Source organism: Paraburkholderia sartisoli (genome assembly GCF_900107685.1).
In the GTDB taxonomy this organism is placed as follows: Bacteria; Pseudomonadota; Gammaproteobacteria; order Burkholderiales; family Burkholderiaceae; genus Paraburkholderia; species Paraburkholderia sartisoli.
This window is the reverse complement of sequence record NZ_FNRQ01000001.1, coordinates 1,246,170-1,267,102: the sequence shown is the minus strand read 5'-3', so window position 1 is coordinate 1,267,102 and position 20,933 is coordinate 1,246,170. Positions and strand designations below refer to the sequence as shown.

The window sequence follows — 20,933 nt, the reverse complement described above, 5'->3', positions numbered from 1 at the left end:
CTACGCAATCGCGTCCAGTCAACCCAGACTTTGACTTCCCTTTCCCCTGCCATACACTAGATTCGAAGCACGCTATTCGTCGCGGAGCGCAAGGAGAACGACCATGACTCCCTGGGAAATCCAAGGCACCGAACTGATCAACTGCAATTGCTCATACGGTTGCCCGTGCCAGTTCAACGCACTGCCGAACAACGGCTTCTGCGAAGCGATGGGCGCCATCTCGATCAGCAACGGTTACTACGGCGACGTGCGACTCGACGACCTCAACATCGCGGTCGTGTTTCAGTGGCCGGGACCGATCCACGAAGGCAAGGGCAAATGCCAGCCGATCGTCGACGAACGGGCCAGCCCGGAGCAGCGCGAAGCGATTCTGAAAATCATGACGGGGCAAGACACCGAGCCGTTCGCCACGATGTTCGCCGTATTCGCATCGACACTCGAGCAGGCATTCGATCCGATCTTTACGAAGATCGACTTCGATGTCGATGTCGATGCCAGACGCGGCCGGATTCATGTCGAGGGCGTATTCGACGCCGTCGGCGAACCGATCCGCAATCCGGTGACGGGCAACGAACATCGCGCCCGAATCGACTTGCCGTATGGCTTCGAATACGAGCTTGCCGAAATCGGCTCCGGTACCAGCCGTTCGCAAGGAAACATCGCACTGGATCTTAAGGGGACTTACGCGCAGTTCGCGCGACTGCACCTGAATAACAAAGGACCGATCCGGCATCGCGCCGCCGCATGAGCAGCGTCGAAAATATCCTCGGACGTGAGCGCGTCATCACCGCGCTCGGCATCGTCGCCGTCGTCGCGTTGTCGTGGGCCTACGTGTGGACGGGCGCCGGAACCGGCATGTCCGCACTCGAGATGACGGCCGTCGCGCTGTTCCCGCATCGACTGGCAGACGCCGGCGGGGGAATGGATCCGTCGCTGCCGACCGTGATCCTCATGTGGTGGGTGATGATGATCGCGATGATGACGCCCAGCGCGGCGCCGCTGGTCCTGCTGTATCGACGCGTATTGCGGCACCACGACGCGATCGAGGCCAGATTGGCCCGCCCGTCGTTGTTTCTTCTGGCCGGTTACCTGACCACATGGCTGGCATTCTCGATCTGCGCGGCATCGCTGCAGAAGGTGCTGCAACCGACCGGCCTCATTTCGGAAATGATGTTGTGGTCGAAGAGCGCGCCCCTTTCCGCGATCGTTCTGGCCGCGGCGGGCGTCTATCAGTTCTCGCCGCTCAAGCACGCCTGCCTGACGCAGTGCCGTTCACCCGTGAATTTCCTTACCGCGCACTGGCGTCCAGGTGTCGCGGGCAGCTTCCTGCTCGGGATGCGTCATGGCATGTACTGCGCGGGCTGCTGCTGGCTGTTGATGGCGTTGCTGTTTGTCGGCGGCATCATGAATCTCGTCTGGATCGCCGCGTTGTCGCTAGTCGTTTTCGTCGAAAAAATCCTGCATGGCGGTGAGCGTGCCGGCCGCCTGCTGGGCGTCGTGCTGATCGCGTGGGCAGGCGTCACCCTGCTGGTGTGATCGGCTTTTCTCTTCTCACACGGTCATTCAAATGACCGAACTGCCCGACTGTTAATAGAGGCGCGTCCTGTAACACAGGGCCTCATTAAAGGGCGCCGTCCGGCGCCCTCGCTTTCACATCAGGCGAAGCGCTCAATGAGCCGAATACAACGGACGCCCGGCGATGGAATGCGACGCGCCGGCTGGCTGACCCGACTGTGTTGAACCATGCGTTGCGGGACCGTAATCGACATTCCCCGCCGGTGCCGCGTTAGACGCGACTGCATATGCGGACCGGTTGTACTGCGGGTAGTGGGCTTTCGATTGATGTAACTTGCCCGACTGCTCTGCCTGCGCGATCTGTGCGCGAACGGTGTCCCGCGTCACCGGATAGTTGTAACTGTCCTGAGCGAACGAAACGGCGGGAACAACCAGCGCGCCGGCAACGACAAACGATGAAATAAGGGCTTTCATGCGGGTTCTCCTTGAACACGACCGCCCGGAGAATCCGGACGATACATGTGACAGGATAGGGAGCACATCCTTAAATAACCCTTAGCTGTCCTGGTAACACGGCGCCTTTCAGAACACGAGGGTTGACTGGAAGTTGTGACCCTGAAAAAGCGCTTACAGCCTGACCCCAAACCCCGGTGAAAACATTAACTGGACATCGTGACGGCGCCACCGGCAAAGACTTCACGCGGCTCTTCCTCGCGAAGGATGTAGCCGAGACCACGCAAGGTCATGATTCTCGCGCTCGAATGCGCAAGGTGCTTGCGCAGGCGGTGAATATAGATATCGATCGCATCGGCGCTCGGCTCGTCGTCGAGGTTGAAGACGCTGTCCATGAGCAGCGCCTTCGCAACCGTCTTGCCCTGCTTGAGAATCAGCGTTTCGAGAATCGCGTGCTCGCGGCGGCGTAACGGCAACGGCTCACCGTGCAGCATGAACTCGCGCGTGTCGAACAGGTAGTGCAGATCGCCACAGTCGAGAAACTGCCCCTTGTCACCGGCCGCCTGCCGTCGTATCAGCGCCTTGATGCGCGCGACCAGCTCGCGTGCGTCGAACGGCTTGACGACGTAGTCGTCCGCGCCCGCCGAAAAACACGCGACCTTGTCGTCGGTCGAGCCGTTGGCCGTCAGCATCAGCACGGGCACGCTGTCGCGCTTGCGACGCAGACGCGCAAGCACGTCCTTGCCACCGATGCCGGGCAATCGCAGATCGAGCAGCACCGCGTCGTAGTGCTGCAAACCGAGCAGCGTTTCGGCGCGTTCGCCGTCCTCTGCCCAGTCCAGCGCGAAGTTCTCGACCTGCATCAGGTTGATCACCCAGCGCGCGAGATCGGCGTCGTCTTCGACAAGCAGCAGTTTCATGTTTTTTCCTTCGTTGTATCCGCGCATGGCGCGGCCTGCCATGGACGCATCTCGACGGTCGCCACAAGACCGATGCCCTTCTCGCCGGGTTCAAGCGTGACGGTACCGCCCTGCCGCTGCGCGATCTCGCGCACGATCGGCAGGCCGAGACCTGTGCCGTCGGCGTGGCTCGACGCGCGATAGAAGCGCTCGAAGACGCGCGCCTTCGCATCCGCCCTGATACCCGGACCGTTGTCGATCACGCGCAGCGTCACGCAGTCGTGCGAGCCGCGCGCCTGCACGGTCACGCGCCCGCCCGTCTGCGTATAACGCAGCGCGTTGTCCACCAGATTGGTGACGAGCGCCGTGGTCAACGCTTCGTCACCGGTGACGTACAGGCTGTCGTCGAGTTCCGCGCCCAGGTCGATCTCGCGCGCCTGCGCGAACGCGATCAGTGATTCGAGCACGCTCGCGATCAGCGCGACCAGGTCGACGCACTCCTCCGTGTGGGACGGCGCCGCCGATTCCGCCTGCGCGAGCAGCAGCAGCTTGTCGGTCAGCGTCGTCATCCTGCGGCTACTCTTGTGCATGCCGGCAAGCGCTTCGCCTAGCCGCGCGTCGCGGCTTTCCCGTTGCCGCGCGAACTGGATCTGCGCGTCGAGCAGCGTGAGCGGCGTGCGCAGCTGATGCGCGGCGTCGGAGATGAACTGCCGCTGCATCGCGGCCTGCTGGCTCATGCGCGCAATACACTGGTTGATCGCGTCGACGATCGGACGCAGTTCGACGTGAAGCCTCGCCACGCGCAGCGGTTGCAGTTGCGACGGATTGCGGTCGGCGACATCGTCCTTCACCTTCATCAACGGCCGCAGTTCGAACGTGAGCCCGAGATAGACGAAGACCATCGCCAGCAGCAACGTCAGCACCTCGCCGAAAAGCTGCGGACGCAACAATTGCCAGACCATCGCGTCGCGCGAGGCCTCCGTCTTCGCGACGGCAACGACGACACCTTCCGTGCGCCCCGAGTCGTACATCTGGCGCACGTAGGCCGCGGCGCGCACGACGCGGCCGTCGTCGAGACGCGTGGAATACAGCACGGGCACGGGACCCACGCCACGCGGCAACGGCAGTTTGGTGCCGCCCGCAAGCAGCTGGTGCTCGCGGGCCTCGACGCGGTAATACACGCTGTCGCGCTCCGGCGATTCGAAGAGCTCCAGCGCGGCGGGGGGAATCTGCACCGAGACCGAGCCGTCGTTCCAGTCGATGTCCTCGCCGATGATCCGCATCGACGACGCAAGCGCGTTGTCCTGCACGAGATCGGCTGTGGCCATCGCGTTGCGAAACGAGATCACGCCCGATATCGACACGAACGCCGCCAGCGGCAGCAGCAGCCACCACAACAGGCGGCCGCGCAGGCTGCCCGGAAACACGGCGCGGCGTGGCGCCCTGTCTGTCATGCGCGCGCCGGGGCGCAGCCGCGCGGCGGACGCAGCCATGGCTGCGCCGAAAATCCGCCCGGCGTGGCCGAAGGCGTGGTTCATTGCGTTGTCTCCGATCTGTCCCGTGGGCGGATTTGCGTCTTTCAGACGCTTTTCCCGGGAAGTCTAGCCACGCAAACCCTTCTCAATGCTTTCACACTTTCATATTTCACCCGGAGTCCGGGTTTGTCCTGAGGGCGAAGCCGCCCCTGCGGCGGCAATTTGCCCGCCTCGCCCCATCCTTACTGCCTGATCTGCGAAACCGCGCGCAACGCCTCGGCCGTGGCGGTGCCAAATCCAAAGAACTCGAGATAGGCCGGGATCATTTCGAACAGCATGTCGGTGCCGACCTGCACGGGGCACCCCTTGTCCTTCGCCGCGCGCAGCAGCGGCGTGTATTCGGACTTCATCACCACCTCGCCAACGAACGTGGTGGGTGCGATGCGGTCGATGTCGAACGGCATCGGATCGCCGTCTTTCATGCCAAGCGGCGTCGCGTTGACGATCAGGTCGAAGCCCGCCGGATCCTTGGAACCCGTGGTCACGACGAGTTGCGGATAGTGTTTGCGCAGGCGGTCCGCAAGCGCCTCGACCGATGCCTCGGCCGTGTCGAACAGCGCCATCTCCGCGACGCCCGCGCCGGCGAGCGAAGCAGCGATCGCCGAGCCCACGCCGCCGCTGCCGAGCACCAGCACGCGCGCGCCCTTGAGCACGCGCCCCTTGCGCTCGACGCCGCGCACGAAGCCCGCGCCGTCGAACTGGTCGCCGAGCAGCGTGCCGTCCTCGCGCTTCAGGATTGCGTTGCAGGCGCCCGCGATGGCGGCGGTCGGCGTTACCTCGTCGACGATGCCCACCGTCGTGACCTTGTGCGGCATCGTGACGAGCGCGCCGCGGATATTGGACATGCGAAACAGCAACGGAAGAAACGCGACGTAGTCTTCGGGCTTCACGCCCATCGGCACCACGACGGCATCGATGCCGTTTTTCTCGAACCACGGGTTATAGATCAATGGCGCCTTGAACGCCTCCGTCGGGTAGCCGAGGTGTGCAACAAGCGTCGTTTTTCCGCTGATCATCGCTGTGCTCCTTGAAGATTTTCTTGCTGGACCTCAATGCTAACAGGCCGCACATCGCCGGGCGATCAGACGGTTCAGGTGTGTTCGTAATGCACCGCGAGCCAGAACGTCGGTTCGTCCGCATGCGTCCACGCCACGCGATGCCGGCAATGCGCGGGAATCCGCACGTAATCGCCAGGTTGCATCATGTGTGGCCGCGCGATGTCTCCGGATTCAGCGGGTGTTTCGAATTCGAGCGCGGCGGCGCCCGCGATGAGAAGCACCCACTCTTCGTTGGGGCTGTCGTACCAGAAGCCCGCCGGGCTTGCCTGCCCTGTCGAGACGATCCGCTCGATACGCAACCCCGTGCGATCGACCAGCGTGTCGAACCGCTCGTCGGGACCCGTGGGCGCCGTGAGGCCCGACACGTCGAACAGATTTCCGGTCTCGGGTTTCATCGCGTGTGCCTGTTGATGGGCCACCACTCAAGCCATCGGTTCGAGACCTTCGAACAGTGTTGGAACGAGTTCGCTGATGGTGGGGTGAATGTGCATCGCGCGCATCAGCGTGGTGTACGGTGCGCCGGCTGCAATGGTGTCGATGAACGTATGAATCGCCTCGTCGCCATCCACACCGAGAATCGTCGCGCCCAGAATCTGCTTCGTGTCGGCATCGACGAGCACCTTCATGAAACCCGCGGTCTCGCCTTTTTCGCGCGCACGCCCGACGCGCGACATCGGCATCGTCGCGATCAGCGCCTTGCGGCCCGACCTGCGCACGTCGGCTTCCGACATCCCCACGCGCGCAAGCGGCGGATCGACAAACACCGCATACGCCATCGTGCGGCCGTCGACGCTGCGTCGTTCGCCCGTTCGCGCGGCATCGATCACATTCGCCGCGACGACCTGGAAGTCGTTATACGACGTGTGCGTGAATGCGCCGCGTCCGTTGACGTCGCCGATGGCCCACACGCCAGGCACCGAGGTCCGCAGTTCGCCATCGACGGGAATCATGCCGTGTCTGTCGACCACGATGCCCGCGGCCTCGAGACCGAGATCGTCGGTATTCGGGCGACGTCCGGTTGCAAAGAGCAGATGCGAAGCGTCGAGCACGGGCGTGTCGCCGGAAAAGTGAATGCGCGCCGCGCTGCCTTCGCTGTTCTGGCGGCCGGGTGCTTCGAGTCGCGTGGGTTCCGCGTGAAAGCGGAATTCGATGCCTTCGCGCACGAACACGTCCTGCACGGCTCTCGCGAAATCCGCGTCCTCGCGGCTCAGCACGCGATCGCCGCGCACGATCACCGTCACACGGCTGCCGAAGCGCCGGAACACCTGCGCGAATTCCAGCGCGATATAACTCGCGCCGACGATCACCAGATGCTCGGGCAACGTCGTCAGTTCAAGCAGCGTCGAGTTCGTGAAATAGCGGATGTCGTCGATGCCGGGCAGCGCCGGCACGACCGGGCGCGTGCCGGTGTTGATGAAGATCTGGTCGGCTTCGAGGTGCTGGCCGGGCTGGCCGTCGCGTCCTTCGACGTGCATCGTGTGCGGACCCGTGAAGCGCGCGTGGCCATTAAAGACGCTCACGTTGGTCGCGCCGTGCAGCCACTTTTCGACGCCGCCTCTGGACTGCCCGATGATCTCGTCCTTGCGCGCCTTCACGCGCGCGAGATCGACCGTGATGTCACCCGTGATCTGGACGCCGTACGCGACCGCGTGGCGCGCCACGTGCGCGGCGCGCGCGCAGGCCACGTACGCCTTGGTCGGCGTGCAGCCCACGTTCACGCATGTGCCGCCAAACGCCGCGCGTTCGATGACAGCGGTTTTGCGGCCGCTTTCGCCAAGCCGGACCGCCAGCGGCGAGCCGCCCTGTCCAGTGCCGATCACGATGGCGTCGAAATGCTGGGGCATGGCAGACCTCCGGAAGCCGGTAAGGGTCGTGCCATCTTACACGCGACTTTTCCGCCGTGCGGTTTCGCGGGCCTTTAGCGTGGGGGGCAGCGTCCGGGCGAGGTTCAGCGGACGTTCAGCCTTCGCAGTGAACGTGGCAGATGAACTCGCGCGAGCGGTCGAGCGCGGCCTTCGCGCCGCGCGTCGCGACGACAAACCCCACCTGGCTCAGGCTGAAATCGTGCGACACCATGAGCTGCATGAGCGACACCATCGCCAGCACCACGGCCGGGTGATAAAGCTGGCGTTCGATCAGGTCTCGCATGTCTACTCCTTCGCCCGTGTGTACCGTGGGGCACTGCATCCAATGTGTCGATGGAAGCAATTGTAGGAGGGACATGTCCACGGATAAATGCGTGGAACGCGAAGTCACTTGTCGGTGGATCCGAACAATCGGCCCGCTCCGCGGCGCGGGCCCCGGCGGGTATCGGTTCAGCCCGCGCGGCGTGCCCGAACGGCGGCTGCGAGCCTGTCGAGCACGGGCGCGGTCTGCGCCCACGAAAGGCATGCGTCCGTGATCGACACGCCGTAACGCAGCGGCACGCCGGGTTTCAGGTCCTGGCGCCCTTCCTCGAGGTGGCTTTCGATCATCACGCCGACGATGCGGCGATCGCCTGCCGAAAGCTGTCCGGCCAGATCTTCCGCGACGTCCATCTGCCGCAGGTGCGACTTGCCGGAATTGGCGTGCGAGCAGTCGACCATCACCTGCTCGCGCAGCCCCAGTTCGCGCAGCGCCGAGCAGCTCGCCTCGACGCCCGCGCTATCGTAGTTCGGGCCCTTCTTGCCGCCGCGCAGGATCACGTGCGCGTCGTCGTTGCCGCGCGTTTCGAAGATCGCCGCCATGCCCATCTTCGTCATGCCCATGAACGCGTGGCTCGCGCGGGCCGCGACGATCGCGTCCGCGGCGACCTGAACGCCGCCGTCGGTGCCGTTCTTGAAGCCGATCGGGCAGCTCAGGCCCGACGCCAGCTGGCGATGGCTCTGGCTTTCCGTCGTGCGCGCGCCGATCGCGCCCCACGCGATCAGGTCGGCGATGTATTGCGGGCTCAGCAGGTCGAGGAACTCCGTCGCGGTGGGCAGGCCGAGGCTGCTGATGTCGAGCAGCAGTTCACGCGCGCGGCGCAGCCCCTCGTTGATGCGGAAGCTGCCGTCGAGTTGCGGATCGTTGATGTAGCCCTTCCAGCCGACCGTCGTGCGCGGCTTTTCGAAGTAGACGCGCATGACGACCAGCAGATCGTCTTTTAACGCGCCGGCGGCTTCCTTCAGACGATGCGCGTAATCCATCGCCTGCTGATGATCGTGGATCGAACACGGGCCGACGACGACCACGAGGCGGTCGTCGCGGCCGTGCAGGATGTCCGCGATCGCCGAGCGGCTCTCTTCGACGAGCCGCTGGACGTCCGGCGGAACCGGCAGTTCGTCCTGCAGCAGCGCCGGAGAAATAAGGGGGCGAACGGCGCCGATGCGGGTGTCGTCGATGCGGGTGGTGTCCTGCGTCGAGTCGGCACGGCCGGCTTCCTGATCGTGCAAAGGGTTGTCCAGGCGGCTCAAGATAATCTCCGTAAGGCGGGTTGCGACAGGGCAAACGGCAAACCGCGATTATCGCATCCGCCGCGTGCGCTCGCGACCGGCGTGTACCGGCGTCTATCGGCGTCTATCGGCGTGTACCGGAGAACACCGCCTACGCGTTCGTCCAGGACGCGCACCAGCCGTGCGCCGCGACCTGTTTCGCGCCAAAGAGCGCGCAACCGCCGTACGGGTCGCTCGCGCCGCCCTGATAAAGCGAGCAGTTGCTGCACGTCTGGTTGGCGGCCCAGTTCGGGAATTTCGCGCGGTCGACCTTCGAGGCATCGAGCCGGTAGCCGAGTTTCTGCGCGGCGGGGTCGTCTTCGCTGAGTTTCGGCCCGTCGGCGAGGGCCGCGCGGGACAACGCCAGCGACGACACCATGCCGGCGCTGAGAATAAGAAAGCTGCGACGCGATGTTTGCATGACCGGATCCGGATGGTGGGGAGTCTTGTTGAAAGCCGCTGTGTTTCGCGACCTGGATTACCGTGCGCCGACAGCGTTATTTCAGTTGCCTCGCAACGCGCTGGTCTCACGCGAATTCGATTGACACCCTTCGCGTTTACGCGGAACGATCCACTTGTGTGTCTGTCGACTTCAATAACGTGCTCTGGTCGACCGCGATAACTTGCATGGGACCAGAGTAAGAGCTTTGCGCGAACTCTGGTCGACAGACTCACATCGTACGCGGGAATATCCATGAACTCGCATCAAGGCCGCTCGATCGAAGTGGATTTTTTCCGCGGGATCGTGCTGATCGTCATCGTGCTGGACCATATTCCCGGCAGCGTGCTGTCGCATCTGATGCTGCACGCATACGCGCTGTGCGATTCGGCGGAAGTGTTCGTGTTTCTCGGCGGCTATGCATCGGCGGCGGCTTATATGGCCGTACACGACCGTCGTGGTCCGGGCGCCGCCCAGAAGCGCTTTTTCAGGCGCAGCTGGGAAATCTATCGTGCGTATCTGCTCACCGCGCTGCTGACGCTCGTCTCGGGCGCCGCGCTCGCGCTCTTTCATCTGAACCAGCCGATGGTCGAGCTGTCCGGCTGGCTGCCGTTTTCCAGCGCACCGCTGCGCGCGGCGTTCGATATCGCGGTGCTCAGGCATCAGCCGTATCTGTCGAGCGTGTTGCCGATGTATGTGATCTTCGCGCTGTGGGTGCCGTTCGCGGTGCCGCTCGCGCGCCGCTCGGGGCTGCTCGCGATGACGGTGAGCCTCGCTATCTGGGCGCTCGCGCGCCCGCTAGCCTCGCTTTTCAGCATTGACGACGTCGGCAATTGGGCTTTCAATCCGTTTGCATGGCAACTGATGTTCGTACTCGGTATCCTGTGTCGCCTGCGGCCAGTCGGCGAGCGCTTTCATACGTCGGATACCGCGCGCTGGCTGACGCGGATTGCCGTCGCCGCCGTGCTCGCGTTCGCCGTGGTCAGGCTTTTCATCCTGACGCAGGCGTTGCCGGGTCATCTTAAACAGAACCTCTCGATGGATCGTGTGATCAATTTTCTGGTCATCGCGTGGCTTGCCGCGCGTTTCGTGCATACCGGCAGCATCGCGCGCCTTGCACGGCGGCTGCCCGCCGTGGTGACCGTCGGGCGCACCGGGCTCGTGTGTTTCGTCACGGGCACGCTGGTCTCGCTCATCGTCGACACCGCGACGCCGCGCGGCCTGCCCGGCTTCGCGCACACCGTGGCGGCGCTCACCGGCGATCTCGTCGCGATCACGGCGGTGCTCGCGATCGCGCGCGGCTGGAGCGAGTGGAAAGGCCTGCAGGCGCGCACGGCCGTCAATAGCGCCGGCTGCGGATGAGCGCGCGGGCCGGTTCGTCCGGCGCCCCGCGCGCCTTTGTCTCTTTGTGCGTGTCCGTGCTCGTGGCGTTGCGGGTGCCGTTGCATGTGCGCGTTTGGCCCGTGTTGCTGCTGGCCGCGGACGTTGTCAGTGCGGGCGCGGCGGTGGCGGCAACCGGGCCGACGCTCGCGACGCAATGCACGCAGTTCGCCGGATTCACGCTGCCGCCAGGGATCATCGGCCTGCCCACTGGCGGCGCGCGGATCGACACCGCGGAGATGATCGCCGCGACCGCCCGCAACAACCAGAACGGCGACTACTGCCGGATCACGGGCAGCATCAAGCCACTGAAGCCCGGCACGCCCGGCATCCGCTTCGACGTGAACCTGCCGCGCCGCTGGAACGGCCGTGCGTTGCAGGTGGGCGGCGGAGGCTATAACGGCGTCGTGGTGAGCGGCACGGGTGTGATGCCGTTCTGGCCGAACCGCGCGCCGCTCGCGCAGGGCTACGCGACGTTCGGCGACGATTCCGGTCACGTCGGCAATTCGGCCCTCGCGGTGTTCGGCCTCGACGATGAAGCCGTGGTGAACTTCGGCTACGCGCATCTGAAGAAGACACACGACGTCGCGCTCGCGCTGATCGAGCACGCCTACGGCCGGCCGCCCGAGCACACGTACTTCGCCGGCGGCTCGACGGGTGGACGCGAAGGCTACACCGTCATGCAGCGCTTCCCCGACGACTACGACGGCGTGATCGCCAACTCGCCCGCGCTGAATTTTTCCGGCGTGCGTCTGCTCGGCGTGAAAGTCGGCCAGACCGAGTACGCGACGCCAGGCGGTTTCGTGCCGCCGCCGCTGCTCGAACGCGTCTACCAGCGCACGCTTGAAGTGTGCGACCGGCTCGACGGCGCGGCGGACGGCATCGTGAGCGACGTCGGCGCATGTCGGAAGCACGAGGCGGACGTGATCGATTCGTTGCGGTGTCCGCCAGGCAAAGCCGGCATCGCGAACGACAGTTGCCTGTCGGGCGCCCAGCTCGCGACACTCGACGTGCTGCGCGACGGGCTGTCGCTGCCCTGGCCGCTCGCATGGAACGTACACCGCTATCGCGGCTACAACGTGTTTCAGGGCACGCTCTTCACCGGCATGCTCGGTCTTGCGCACGACGACGCCCACGGCACGCCCCCCACGATCGTCGCAAACGGGTATCTGTTTTCACAGGGCGACGGCTACGCCCGGTACTTCATCGCGCGCGACCCGGCCTTCGATTCGCTGAAGTTCGACGTGCTGCATCCAGGCCGATATCAGCGGCAGGTCGTGGCGCTCTCGCGGACGATCGGTGCGATGAACCCCGACCTGAGCCGCTATATCGCACGCGGCGGCAAGCTGATCACATTGCAGGGGCTCGCTGACGAAGTCATCAGCCCGAACCAGACGATCGCGTATCACGACGCGCTCGTGGACCGCTTTGGCTCCGGCACGGTCGATTCGTTCATGCGGCTTTACATGGTGCCGGGCTTCCAGCACGGCAGCGGCGCGTTCATTCCATCGACGGATCTGCTCGGCGCGCTCGACAACTGGGTGACGCACGACGTCGCCCCGGAGACGCTGACCGCGACCGACATCGCCGCGGCGACTAACGGACGTTCGCGGCCGCTGTGCCGGTATCCGATGTTTCCGCGCTATGGCGGCAAGGGGAATGTGAATCTGGCGAGCAGCTTTGTCTGCGTGGGGTCTTGAATGATGTGAGGCGTGCCCGGCATGGATTGCCGCTGGATCGGGGCTGGCCACGGCGGGACTCGAAACGCCTGGCCGCCTGAGCAGGTGTGGCCGAAGAAGCCCCTCCACATCCAGCAGTTCCGCTTGCTTTTCCGTCGCATACCCCTAATAATTATAGGTATGCCGCCCGAACCCATTCCGTTTCGTCTAAACGATTCCAACCTGCGCCGCCTGATCAGCGACACTGCAAAGGATTCGGGCCGCGTGTTCATCACGCCGCACGCGAAGAAACGGATGCGTGAGCGAAGAATCACGCTGGCGCAGGTATTGGACTGCCTGCGCAACGGACGGGTGTCGGAACCGTCGCACACGAATTTGCAAGGCAACTGGCAATGCACGCTCACGCGTCGCAACGCTGGCGACGAGGTGCGCGTAGCCGCGTCCATCGAGCGCACGGAGGACGGCGATTGGGCCGTCGTCATCACTGTTTTTTGAGGCACATCCATGTACCACTACACGGAAAGCGGGCTGCGTAACGTGTGGCTCGAAAACGGCGTTACCAAACGCAAGACAGCGCACGGCACGGCGACGGCGATTCAGGACGTCGACGGCCTGCACAAGGTGATCGGCCGCTCGCTCGCACAGAAAGGTCGTCTCACCGGCACCGAATTCAGGTTCCTGCGCAAGGAGCTCGACCTGTCACAGCACCGTCTGGCCGACCTGATTGGCACCACGGAGCAGACAGTCGCGCTTTGGGAAAAGCGCGGCAAGATCCCGAAAACCGCGGACCGCATGCTTCGCGCGATCTACCTCGAAACCATCGACGGCAATGTGAAACTCAAGGAGATGATTGAACACACTGCCGATCTTGACCGGCGAGAAGGCGAAAAGATGGTTTTCCATGACACCGAACGCGGCTGGGTCCCGGCGCAACTGGTGGCAGCCTGATCGGCCTGTTCACCGTCGGTGCTGTCCTGGCGCACAAGTCGGTCATATCGACGAAGCGCTACTCCTGTTCCAGAACGGGCAGAAAAATCCACACTCCCGCTTGCAAGCCAGTCGAGCCGGGCATGTGCAAATCAGCCTGTGTCACCACCGGCCACAGGCAGCACGGTGCCCGTGATATAGCCTGCCTCGTCTGAAGCGAGGAACAGAATCGGCGCGACCTGTTCGTCAATGCTTCCGTAGCGCTTGAAAAAGGTCGAATCGGTCACCTGCTTCACCGCATCGCTCATCCAGACTTTTTCCTGCTCGCTGTCGCCGGCGGTGTTGCGAGGGATGCGTCGCGGAGGCGCGTCGGTTCCGCCCGGCGCGGTGGCGACCACACGGATGTTGTGCTCCGCGTATTCCATCGCCAGTGATTGCGTGATCGCGTTGACCCCGCCCTTGGCCGCCGAGTAGGGCACGCGACGGATACCCCGTGTGGCATTCGAGGATACGTTGACAATCGTGCCGCCGCCGCGCTCAAGCAGGTGCGGCAGAACTGCATGGCAGGCGTACAACGTCGGCATGAGCGAACGACGGATTTCCGCGTCGATCTGCGCGGGTTCGAACTCGGCGAACGGACGCATGCGAATCGCGCCACCCACGCCGTTGACCAGGATGTCGATGCCGCCAAACCTGCGCACGGCAAATGCCAGCGCCGCTGCCGCGCCTTCGTACGTCTCGAGGTCCGCCACAAACGCTGCCGTGTCCGCGTCGCCGGCTTCCGCGGCAACTTCCGCGACGAAGTCGGCGCGATCAACGAACAGCACCTTGCCTCCTTCGGCGGCGGCACGCAGCGCCACGGCCCGGCCAATGCCCTGTGCAGCGCCCGTGACGACCATGACCTTGCCGGCAAATCGTTGCGTGTTCATGCCGTCCTCACTGCTGCGTTGGGCGTGAATTTCTCGTAGTGGAAGCCGTTCGGCTTCACGCCGTTGTCGTCGAAGTACTTGCGCACCGCATCAACCATCGGCGGCGGACCGCAGAGATAAACGTCGACGTCACCGTCATTCAACGCTTCGGCCGGCATGTGCTGCGTCACCCAGCCTTTGCGGGGGTGCGTCGAATCCGTGTCCGCCACAACCGTGCTGCACGTGAAATTGGGCAGCTTCGCCGCGTATGCCTCGATTGCGTCGACCTGAACCAGGTCGAGCTCTCGCGTTACGCCATAAATGAGGTGGGCCCTTTGCTGCGAATTGGCGCGCGCCAGCACTTCCAGCATCGACAGGAACGGTGCGAGACCCGTGCCGCCCGCGAGGAACAGCAACGGGCGCTCCACGGCGCGCAGATAGAAGCTCCCGAGCGGCCCGGTCAACTCCACCTTGTTGCCAGGCTGCGCGGACTCAAGCCATGTGCTCATCACGCCACCGGGAATCCGCTTGATCAGAAAACTGATTGTTGATTGCCCCGGTGCCGATGAGAACGAATACGAACGATACTGGCCGCTACCCGGAACATCGATGTTCACGTACTGACCGGGCAAAAACACCGGTGCCGTTGCGTCCACATCGAGTTCGAGCACGACGGCCGCATCGTTGCGCGGTTCGACCTTCGATACGGTCGCGGTGAACCGGCTCTGTTCGGTCTTGCATGCCGTTGAAGAGGCCGGCACCGCAATCACGCAATCGCTTTCCGGCACCATCTGGCAGGTGAGCACGAGACCGCTTTCCTTCTCGTCCTCAGTCAGCGCATCGTCGATGTAATCGTCGCCCAGGTCGTAGCTTCCGCTCTCGGCGCGGCACTTGCAGGTGCCGCACACGCCATCGGAGCAATCCATCGGCAGGTTGATCCTTGCGCGAAAGGCGGCATCGAGCACCTTCTCGCCCGTCTTGCACGTGACAAAGCGGGTCACGCCGTCTTCGAAATTCAGTGCAACGTTGTAGCTGGACATCTTGCCTCCTGTACTTCCCGTTTCCACCCAGACCCGACATCAAACGTGATAGACGTCGAGCACCTGGTGGATGTAGTCGTCCTTCAGCACGATTCGCTTGTAGCAAATCAACAGTTCATCGTCGACCTTTCGCAGGGTCACGAACGTCGTGCCGAAAAATTGATGGGTGGTTTTGTACCGGTGGCTGAGCGTGTTGAAGTTGTAGCGCACGTCCACTTCGTTCTCGCCCTCGGCCAGTACTTCCACGTTGGTCACGTTGTGACTGGTTCGCGGTTCAGGCATCGAGGCACCACTTCGTTCGGTCTTGATGCGGAATACCCGGTCTTCCAGGCCGCCACGGTCCGGGTAATACATCAGCGAAATCTGACTCTCGTGGTCGTCGACGAGCTGGTCGTCGTCATCCCACGCTGGCATCCAGTAGGTGACGTCCCCGGTATAACAGGCGAGCCATTCGTCCCACTGACGATCGTCGAGCAGGCGCGCTTCGCGAAACAGCACCGCGCAGATTTTCTGGTAATCGAAGCTCATGCCACGGCCTCCCCTTGTTCCTTTTTGAGTGCGTCGCGCATCTGGTGGACCCAGTATTCGTGCTGACACACAAAGAGGCCTTCGTCTTCGCTACGCTCGCCTGAGATGAGCGGCTTCAGGCCCATGTTCTTCGCGTTCGCGTCGGGACCTTCGACCCACAACGGTGCGCCGCGCGAGAGATCGTTCCACAACGCAGTGGTGCCGGCGTAGCCCACCTGGCAGGCGCGAAACTCTTCGAGGTCGTCCGCGGTGCCCATGCCCGAGACGTTGAAGAAGTCTTCGTACTGGCGGATGCGGGTAGCGCGGTCGGCGGCGCTCTCGCCCTTCGGTGCGAAACAGAAGATGCTGACTTCGGTCTTGTCCACGCTGACCGGACGTACGACGCGAATCTGCGTGCTGAACTGGTCCATCAGGAACACGTTCGGATACAGGCAAAGATTGCGCGTCTGGTTGACGATGAAGTCCGCCTTCACGTCGCCCACGCGTGCCTTGATTTCGTCGCGGTTTTTATAGACCGGCCGCACTTCCGGATTCATCGTCCGGGTCCACAGCAGGATGTGGCCGTGATCGAACCCGTACACACCGGCTACCGACTTGCTCCAGCTGTTCGCATCCACGGCCCTGGTGCCGTCGACGTTGCGCCGGTCCATCGTCGCGGCGTAGTTCCAGTGCACGGTGCTGACGTGGTAGCCGTCGCAGCCGTTCTCCATCTGCATCTTCCAGTTGCCCTCGTAGATGTACGAGGAATTGCCGCGCAACACTTCCAGCCCGTCCGCGGCCTGGTCGACGATCTGGTCGATGATGGTTCTGGTCTCGCCAAGGTAGTCTTCCAGCGGCATCACCTCTGCATTGAGGCTTCCAAACAGGAAGCCGCGATAGCTCTGGAAGCGGGCGACTTTTTTCAGGTCGTGCGAGCCGTTGGTGTTGAATTGCACCGGGTATTCCGTGGTCTTCACGTCCTTCACTTTCAGGAGCTTGCCGGTGTTGGCGAAGCTCCAGCCGTGGAACGGACACGTGAAGGTGCCCTTGTTGCCGTGCTTTTTGCGGCAAAGCATTGCACCCTTGTGCGCGCAGGCGTTGATGACCGCGTGCAGTTCGCCGCCTTTGTCGCGCGTGACCACGATGGGCTGACGGCCAATCCAGGTGGTGTAGTAGTCGTTGTTGTTGGGGATCTGGCTTTCATGCGCGAGATAGACCCAGTTGCTCTCGAAGATGTGCTTCATCTCGAGCTCGAACAGATCAGTGTTCGTGAAGATGTCGCGGCGGCAACGGAATACACCGTTTTGCCTGTCGTCCTGAACGGCTGTGTGCAGCAGTTCATCCAGTTGCGAGGCTTTGTCGATAATGGCAGACATGAGTGCTCTCCTTACGCGCGCTCGTGGTGAAGGAGCACGCGCATCGGTGTCGAAAGATTCTTGCGACGGATTGAGCGGCAGCAGGGGTACGACGTAGCGGCCGCGTTTAGCGTTTAGCGTTCAGGCGGCAGCAGATGCACGCAGGCGATGAACGAGCTGGTTATCCTTGCCCTGAACCAGCGGAGTCAACTCGACGTTGAACTCGATTTCCTTATACGTGTCGGCCTTCATTCCCAGCGCGGTGCCGCCGGTCTTCTCGACCACGGGGGGAATCAGATCCTCGCGGGTGGCGTAGGCGAAGTCGTCCCAGATCAACGGGTCGCCCTCGATGTTGATTTGCGTCGTCAGCTTGCGGTACCTGCCGGACGTGACGAAGAAATGCACGTGCGCCGGACGGTTGCCATGGCGGGCGAGCACGTTCAGCAGTTGCTGGGTCGCGCCCTGTGGCGGGCAGCCGTAACCGACCGGCATGAGCGTATGGAACGCGTACTTGCCGTCGGGACCGGTGCTGACCGCTCCGCGCAGGTTGAACGCGCTCTGCGCGCCGGTCGGGTCGAAGTGCGAATAGAAGCCTTTCGAGTTCGCGTGCCAGCATTCGATCACCGCCCCTGCAACGGGCTTGCCGTCAGGACCGGTTACCGTGCCGCGGATCACCAGCGGACCGGCGTCCTCGTCCGGATTGATATCAATCTTCGATACGCCCTCGCGCACGGACGCGCCGGCAACATACAGCGGACCTTCGATGGTGCGCGGCGTGCCGCCGATGTCGGCTTCCCTGTCCGCCGCATCCATACGAATGTCGAGATACTTCTCGAGACCGAGGCCCGCGGCAAGCAGCGCAGCTTCGCCGTCCTGGCCGAGCTTGTTGAAATAGTGAACGCCCGCCCAGATTTCGTCAGGCGTCATGTCAAGGTCGTCGATGGCCTTGAACAGGTCGCCCAGCAGGCGATGGACAATCTGCCTGGCGCGAGCATTGCCGTCCTGGCTACCCACGTTAGCAGCCGCCTTCAGCAGGTCCTGGACTTCCTTCGTATCGAACACTTTGACGCTCATGTCTGCTCCTGAATCCTGATTTTCTGGTGGGGGTTAACCCCTGGTTTAGCGCCCGTCGAAATATGCCCCGGAGGTATAATGGGTGCTGAAACAGAGTGTGAAAACAGAATAATTGACGCTCGAAGACCCCGTCCAACACTGATTTAGTATCGGTCTATATCCCAGAGGTATTGACATGGAACTGCGGCATCTTCGCTATTTCGTCGCTGTCGCCGAGGAACACAATTTCACGCGCGCGGCCCAGCGGCTGAACATGGCCCAACCGCCCTTGAGCCGCCAGATACAGCAGCTCGAAGAGATTCTCGAGGTGCAGCTATTCCAGCGCGACTCGCGCCCGTTGAAGCTCACCGAGACCGGCAAGTTCTTCTATGCCCATGCCGTCCAGCTGCTGGCCCAGACGTCCGAACTCGAATCAATGACGCGGCGCGTGGGCAACATCGAGCGCAGCCTCTCGGTCGGTTTCGTGGGTTCGACGTTGTACGGAATGCTGCCCAAAATCATCCGGCGCTTCCGCGACGAGAACACCACCGTTGAACTCAGCCTCCACGAGATGTCGACGATGGACCAGATCAGGGCGCTGAAAGATGGTCAGATCGATGTCGGGTTCGGCCGTATCCGGCATGAGGACGCAAACATCCGTCGGGTGATTCTTCGCGAGGAGAAGATGATCGTCGCGCTCCCGGAGGGCCATCCTCTCTCACGGGTCAAGCCCGTTCTCGGCCTTAGCGACCTCGTCAACGAGACGCTCATTATTTTCCCCAAGGCGCCGCGACCCAGCTATGCGGACCAGGTGCTGTCGGCATTCGGGGACCGTAGCCTCAAGCCTCGCCGGATATATGAAGTACGCGAGTTGCAGATTGCGCTTGGCCTCGTGGCAGCAGGGGAAGGAATTTCTCTCGTTCCGGGTAGCGTGTACGGCCTGAAGCGAGACGATGTGAGTTACAAGGAACTGGACGACCCCACGCTGGTTTCCCCAATCATCATGAGCACGCGTGCGCTCGACGAGTCCCGGGACATCCGTGAAATGCTCGACCTCATCTATCGGCTGTACGAGGAGGAAAAGACCCCCTATGCGCCCCGTAACGATTCGGGGCGATGACACCTGCCATACCTCGGGGGTATGACACCAGACGTCGACGGTGTTGGACAGGGGGTTAATGGGCGCGTAATACTTCAGCAACCCCTCAACTCCAACATTTCAGGTATGAACGCTCAAATCACCTCTGTCGAAGCGATTCTGGTTGATCTCCCAACCATTCGCGCGCATCAGCTCGCCATGGCGACGATGCAGCAACAAACCCTGGTGATCGTCCGTCTGCGCTCGAGCGATGGCATCGAGGGTATTGGCGAAGCCACTACGATTGGCGGCCTGTCGTACGGCGACGAGAGTCCCGAAGGCATCAAGCTGACCATCGACACTTACCTGGCACCTGCAATCGCCGGGCTGGATGCGACCAGCATCAACGGCGCAATGCTCAAGCTGAACAAGGTCGCCCGCGGAAACCGGTTTGCCAAGTGCGCCATTGAAACGGCTCTGCTGGACGCTCAGGGCAAGCGCCTGGGTGTGCCGGTTTCAACGCTGCTTGGCGGCGCCGTCCGCAAGACGCTGCCGGTCCTGTGGACGCTCGCAAGCGGCGATACCCAGCGCGACATCGATGAAGCCGAAACGCTGCTTGCCGAACGTCGCCACAATACGTTCAAGCTGAAGATTGGCCGTCGCAGCGTTCGTGATGACGTGGCGCATGTTTCGAAAATCAAAGCCGCGCTCGGCGATCGCGCCAAAGTCACTGTCGACGTGAATCAGGCCTGGACCGAGGCTGACGCGGCGCCCGGAATCGCGGCACTCGAAGCGGCTGGCATCGACCTCATCGAGCAACCCACTCCGCGAGAGCAGCGCGGAGCACTCGCCAGACTCGCGTCGCGTTTCATCGTGCCCATCATGGCCGACGAAGCCGTGACAGGCCCGGAGGACGCCCTTGAACTCGTGCGCGGTGCGTGCGCGGACGTGTTCGCACTGAAGATTGCGAAGTCTGGTGGAATCTACGGAATGATGCGCACGGCCGCCATTGCGGATGCAGCCGGCGTGTCGCTGTATGGCGGCACGATGCTAGAGGGCAGCATCGGGTCGATTGCATCGGCGCACGGCTTTAGCGCGCTTCCACAACTTGCCTGGGGTACGGAGCTGTTCGGACCGCTTCTGCTGAAAGACGACATCGTCACCGCACGCCCCCAATATCGGGACTTCGACCTTCATATGCCAGAAGGACCGGGCCTGGGTCTTCATATCGATGAGGAAAAACTCGCCTTTTACCGTCGCGACAAAAACGTCTGAGCACATGTGCTCAACGCAGAACTGGTCGCTTCGACTTTTTCCTGCCAGTGAACTGGCAGGAGCTTCGTATTTTCCGGGAGAGAACCATGCTTTATCTGGTAAGAATGGACGTACACCTGCCACACGACATGCCGGCTTCCGAGGCCGATGAAATCAAGGCTCGCGAGAAGGCATATTCGCAGGAGTTGCAACGGCAAGGCAAGTGGCAGCAACTGCATCGCGTGGTCGGTGAGTATGCGAACTACAGTGTCTTCGACGTCGAGTCGAACGACGAACTGCACACCCTCCTCTCAGGCTTGCCGCTGTTTCCGTATATGACGATGGAGGTGACTGCGCTCGCGCGTCATCCGTCGTCCATTCGCTGAAGCGGCAACGGATGG

23 protein-coding genes are annotated in these 20,933 nt (G+C 62.9%); 9 read left to right on the top strand and 14 right to left on the bottom strand.

Annotated elements, in window-relative coordinates; translation table 11 throughout:
* Positions 1–103: 103 nt before the first annotated feature.
* Complete coding sequence (locus BLV45_RS05785; protein WP_090530147.1) at positions 104–748, top strand: DUF1326 domain-containing protein; 645 nt, start codon at positions 104–106, stop codon at positions 746–748.
* Positions 745–1,536 carry a DUF2182 domain-containing protein gene (locus BLV45_RS05780; protein ID WP_090530145.1) on the top strand — a complete coding sequence of 264 codons (792 nt, stop codon included), beginning with the start codon at positions 745–747 and terminating at the stop codon, positions 1,534–1,536. Before BLV45_RS05785 ends, BLV45_RS05780 begins: the two co-directional genes overlap by 4 nt.
* A 132-nt stretch (positions 1,537–1,668) precedes the next feature.
* Here the strand turns inward: BLV45_RS05780 and BLV45_RS05775 are convergent, their stop codons facing one another.
* The 9 genes from BLV45_RS05775 to BLV45_RS05735 form a co-directional block, all read right to left on the bottom strand.
* The gene (locus BLV45_RS05775) at positions 1,669–1,989 is read right to left on the bottom strand and encodes a DUF4148 domain-containing protein (RefSeq protein WP_090530143.1); all 321 of its coding nucleotides are present in this window, start codon (positions 1,987–1,989) and stop codon (positions 1,669–1,671) included.
* Positions 1,990–2,174: 185 nt separating this feature from the next.
* On the bottom strand, positions 2,175–2,888 hold the full coding sequence (locus BLV45_RS05770) for a response regulator transcription factor (RefSeq protein WP_090530140.1): 714 nt from the start codon (positions 2,886–2,888) through the stop codon (positions 2,175–2,177).
* A complete protein-coding gene (locus tag BLV45_RS05765) occupies positions 2,885–4,321 on the bottom strand; it encodes a sensor histidine kinase (protein ID WP_090531189.1) in 1,437 nt (478 codons plus the stop codon). The genes BLV45_RS05770 and BLV45_RS05765 overlap by 4 nt, the downstream gene beginning before the upstream one ends.
* 263 nt (positions 4,322–4,584) lie before the next feature.
* The gene (locus tag BLV45_RS05760; RefSeq protein WP_090530137.1) at positions 4,585–5,418 is read right to left on the bottom strand and encodes a shikimate dehydrogenase family protein; all 834 of its coding nucleotides are present in this window, start codon (positions 5,416–5,418) and stop codon (positions 4,585–4,587) included.
* Positions 5,419–5,492: 74 nt separating this feature from the next.
* Entirely contained in the window at positions 5,493–5,855 is a 363-nt protein-coding gene (locus BLV45_RS05755) for a cupin domain-containing protein (protein WP_090530135.1), read from the bottom strand.
* A 27-nt stretch (positions 5,856–5,882) separates the two neighbouring features.
* Positions 5,883–7,304: an FAD-containing oxidoreductase gene (locus BLV45_RS05750; protein WP_090530133.1), complete on the bottom strand. Its 1,422-nt coding sequence runs from the start codon at positions 7,302–7,304 to the stop codon at positions 5,883–5,885.
* Positions 7,305–7,419: 115 nt separating this feature from the next.
* Positions 7,420–7,608, bottom strand: a complete 189-nt coding sequence (locus BLV45_RS05745) for a hypothetical protein (RefSeq protein ID WP_090530130.1) — start codon at positions 7,606–7,608, stop codon at positions 7,420–7,422.
* Positions 7,609–7,775: 167 nt separating this feature from the next.
* Entirely contained in the window at positions 7,776–8,894 is a 1,119-nt protein-coding gene (locus BLV45_RS05740; protein WP_090530127.1) for a 3-deoxy-7-phosphoheptulonate synthase, read from the bottom strand.
* 130 nt (positions 8,895–9,024) lie between these two features.
* Positions 9,025–9,333, bottom strand: a complete 309-nt coding sequence (locus tag BLV45_RS05735; protein ID WP_090530124.1) for a high-potential iron-sulfur protein — start codon at positions 9,331–9,333, stop codon at positions 9,025–9,027.
* Between the two features lie 273 nt (positions 9,334–9,606).
* On the opposite strand from BLV45_RS05735, the gene BLV45_RS05730 reads away from it, so the two are divergent.
* The 4 genes from BLV45_RS05730 (at position 9,607) to BLV45_RS05715 (ending at position 13,358) form a co-directional block, all read left to right on the top strand.
* Positions 9,607–10,713, top strand: a complete 1,107-nt coding sequence (locus tag BLV45_RS05730; RefSeq protein ID WP_090530121.1) for an OpgC domain-containing protein — start codon at positions 9,607–9,609, stop codon at positions 10,711–10,713.
* A gap of 143 nt (positions 10,714–10,856) precedes the next feature.
* Entirely contained in the window at positions 10,857–12,431 is a 1,575-nt protein-coding gene (locus BLV45_RS05725) for a tannase/feruloyl esterase family alpha/beta hydrolase (RefSeq protein ID WP_407670975.1), read from the top strand.
* A gap of 159 nt (positions 12,432–12,590) precedes the next feature.
* Positions 12,591–12,905, top strand: a complete 315-nt coding sequence (locus BLV45_RS05720) for a DUF4258 domain-containing protein (protein ID WP_245753122.1) — start codon at positions 12,591–12,593, stop codon at positions 12,903–12,905.
* Positions 12,906–12,914: 9 nt separating this feature from the next.
* Positions 12,915–13,358 carry a helix-turn-helix domain-containing protein gene (locus BLV45_RS05715; protein WP_090530115.1) on the top strand — a complete coding sequence of 148 codons (444 nt, stop codon included), beginning with the start codon at positions 12,915–12,917 and terminating at the stop codon, positions 13,356–13,358.
* Positions 13,359–13,489: 131 nt separating this feature from the next.
* Here BLV45_RS05715 and benD read toward each other — a convergent pair whose 3' ends face one another.
* From benD to catA, 5 genes are all read right to left on the bottom strand, one after another.
* Positions 13,490–14,266, bottom strand: coding sequence for a benzoate diol dehydrogenase BenD (gene benD / locus BLV45_RS05710; RefSeq protein ID WP_090530112.1), 777 nt, complete (start codon positions 14,264–14,266; stop codon positions 13,490–13,492).
* Positions 14,263–15,285, bottom strand: coding sequence for a benzoate 1,2-dioxygenase electron transfer component BenC (gene benC / locus BLV45_RS05705; protein ID WP_090530109.1), 1,023 nt, complete (start codon positions 15,283–15,285; stop codon positions 14,263–14,265). Before benC ends, benD begins: the two co-directional genes overlap by 4 nt.
* Before the next feature lie 39 nt (positions 15,286–15,324).
* Positions 15,325–15,813, bottom strand: a complete 489-nt coding sequence (gene benB, locus BLV45_RS05700) for a benzoate 1,2-dioxygenase small subunit (RefSeq protein WP_090530106.1) — start codon at positions 15,811–15,813, stop codon at positions 15,325–15,327.
* Positions 15,810–17,168, bottom strand: a complete 1,359-nt coding sequence (locus BLV45_RS05695; RefSeq protein ID WP_090530102.1) for a Rieske 2Fe-2S domain-containing protein — start codon at positions 17,166–17,168, stop codon at positions 15,810–15,812. The genes benB and BLV45_RS05695 overlap by 4 nt, the downstream gene beginning before the upstream one ends.
* A 120-nt stretch (positions 17,169–17,288) precedes the next feature.
* Entirely contained in the window at positions 17,289–18,221 is a 933-nt protein-coding gene (gene catA / locus BLV45_RS05690) for a catechol 1,2-dioxygenase (RefSeq protein WP_090530099.1), read from the bottom strand.
* Positions 18,222–18,396: 175 nt separating this feature from the next.
* Here catA and BLV45_RS05685 point away from each other — a divergent pair, with 175 nt between their 5' ends.
* The 3 genes from BLV45_RS05685 to catC all read left to right on the top strand — a co-directional run bounded on the left by BLV45_RS05685 (position 18,397) and on the right by catC (position 20,918).
* Positions 18,397–19,320: a LysR family transcriptional regulator gene (locus tag BLV45_RS05685; RefSeq protein ID WP_090530096.1), complete on the top strand. Its 924-nt coding sequence runs from the start codon at positions 18,397–18,399 to the stop codon at positions 19,318–19,320.
* Between the two features lie 105 nt (positions 19,321–19,425).
* Positions 19,426–20,553, top strand: coding sequence for a muconate/chloromuconate family cycloisomerase (locus tag BLV45_RS05680; RefSeq protein ID WP_090530093.1), 1,128 nt, complete (start codon positions 19,426–19,428; stop codon positions 20,551–20,553).
* A gap of 86 nt (positions 20,554–20,639) precedes the next feature.
* Positions 20,640–20,918: a muconolactone Delta-isomerase gene (catC, locus tag BLV45_RS05675; RefSeq protein WP_090530090.1), complete on the top strand. Its 279-nt coding sequence runs from the start codon at positions 20,640–20,642 to the stop codon at positions 20,916–20,918.
* The last annotated feature ends 15 nt before the right edge of the window (positions 20,919–20,933 follow it).

Bases quoted from the DNA above. Each gene is read 5' to 3' on its own strand.
- BLV45_RS05785 (WP_090530147.1), top strand. From the start codon at position 104: ATGACTCCCTGGGAAATCCAAGGCACCGAACTGATCAACTGCAATTGC.
- BLV45_RS05780 (WP_090530145.1), top strand. From the start codon at position 745: ATGAGCAGCGTCGAAAATATCCTCGGACGTGAGCGCGTCATCACCGCG.
- BLV45_RS05775 (WP_090530143.1), bottom strand. From the start codon at position 1,989: ATGAAAGCCCTTATTTCATCGTTTGTCGTTGCCGGCGCGCTGGTTGTT.
- BLV45_RS05770 (WP_090530140.1), bottom strand. From the start codon at position 2,888: ATGAAACTGCTGCTTGTCGAAGACGACGCCGATCTCGCGCGCTGGGTG.
- BLV45_RS05765 (WP_090531189.1), bottom strand. From the start codon at position 4,321: ATGACAGACAGGGCGCCACGCCGCGCCGTGTTTCCGGGCAGCCTGCGC.
- BLV45_RS05760 (WP_090530137.1), bottom strand. From the start codon at position 5,418: ATGATCAGCGGAAAAACGACGCTTGTTGCACACCTCGGCTACCCGACG.
- BLV45_RS05755 (WP_090530135.1), bottom strand. From the start codon at position 5,855: ATGAAACCCGAGACCGGAAATCTGTTCGACGTGTCGGGCCTCACGGCG.
- BLV45_RS05750 (WP_090530133.1), bottom strand. From the start codon at position 7,304: ATGCCCCAGCATTTCGACGCCATCGTGATCGGCACTGGACAGGGCGGC.
- BLV45_RS05745 (WP_090530130.1), bottom strand. From the start codon at position 7,608: ATGCGAGACCTGATCGAACGCCAGCTTTATCACCCGGCCGTGGTGCTG.
- BLV45_RS05735 (WP_090530124.1), bottom strand. From the start codon at position 9,333: ATGCAAACATCGCGTCGCAGCTTTCTTATTCTCAGCGCCGGCATGGTG.
- BLV45_RS05730 (WP_090530121.1), top strand. From the start codon at position 9,607: ATGAACTCGCATCAAGGCCGCTCGATCGAAGTGGATTTTTTCCGCGGG.
- BLV45_RS05720 (WP_245753122.1), top strand. From the start codon at position 12,591: ATGCCGCCCGAACCCATTCCGTTTCGTCTAAACGATTCCAACCTGCGC.
- BLV45_RS05715 (WP_090530115.1), top strand. From the start codon at position 12,915: ATGTACCACTACACGGAAAGCGGGCTGCGTAACGTGTGGCTCGAAAAC.
- benD (WP_090530112.1), bottom strand. From the start codon at position 14,266: ATGAACACGCAACGATTTGCCGGCAAGGTCATGGTCGTCACGGGCGCT.
- benC (WP_090530109.1), bottom strand. From the start codon at position 15,285: ATGTCCAGCTACAACGTTGCACTGAATTTCGAAGACGGCGTGACCCGC.
- benB (WP_090530106.1), bottom strand. From the start codon at position 15,813: ATGAGCTTCGATTACCAGAAAATCTGCGCGGTGCTGTTTCGCGAAGCG.
- BLV45_RS05695 (WP_090530102.1), bottom strand. From the start codon at position 17,168: ATGTCTGCCATTATCGACAAAGCCTCGCAACTGGATGAACTGCTGCAC.
- catA (WP_090530099.1), bottom strand. From the start codon at position 18,221: ATGAGCGTCAAAGTGTTCGATACGAAGGAAGTCCAGGACCTGCTGAAG.
- BLV45_RS05685 (WP_090530096.1), top strand. From the start codon at position 18,397: ATGGAACTGCGGCATCTTCGCTATTTCGTCGCTGTCGCCGAGGAACAC.
- BLV45_RS05680 (WP_090530093.1), top strand. From the start codon at position 19,426: ATGAACGCTCAAATCACCTCTGTCGAAGCGATTCTGGTTGATCTCCCA.
- catC (WP_090530090.1), top strand. From the start codon at position 20,640: ATGCTTTATCTGGTAAGAATGGACGTACACCTGCCACACGACATGCCG.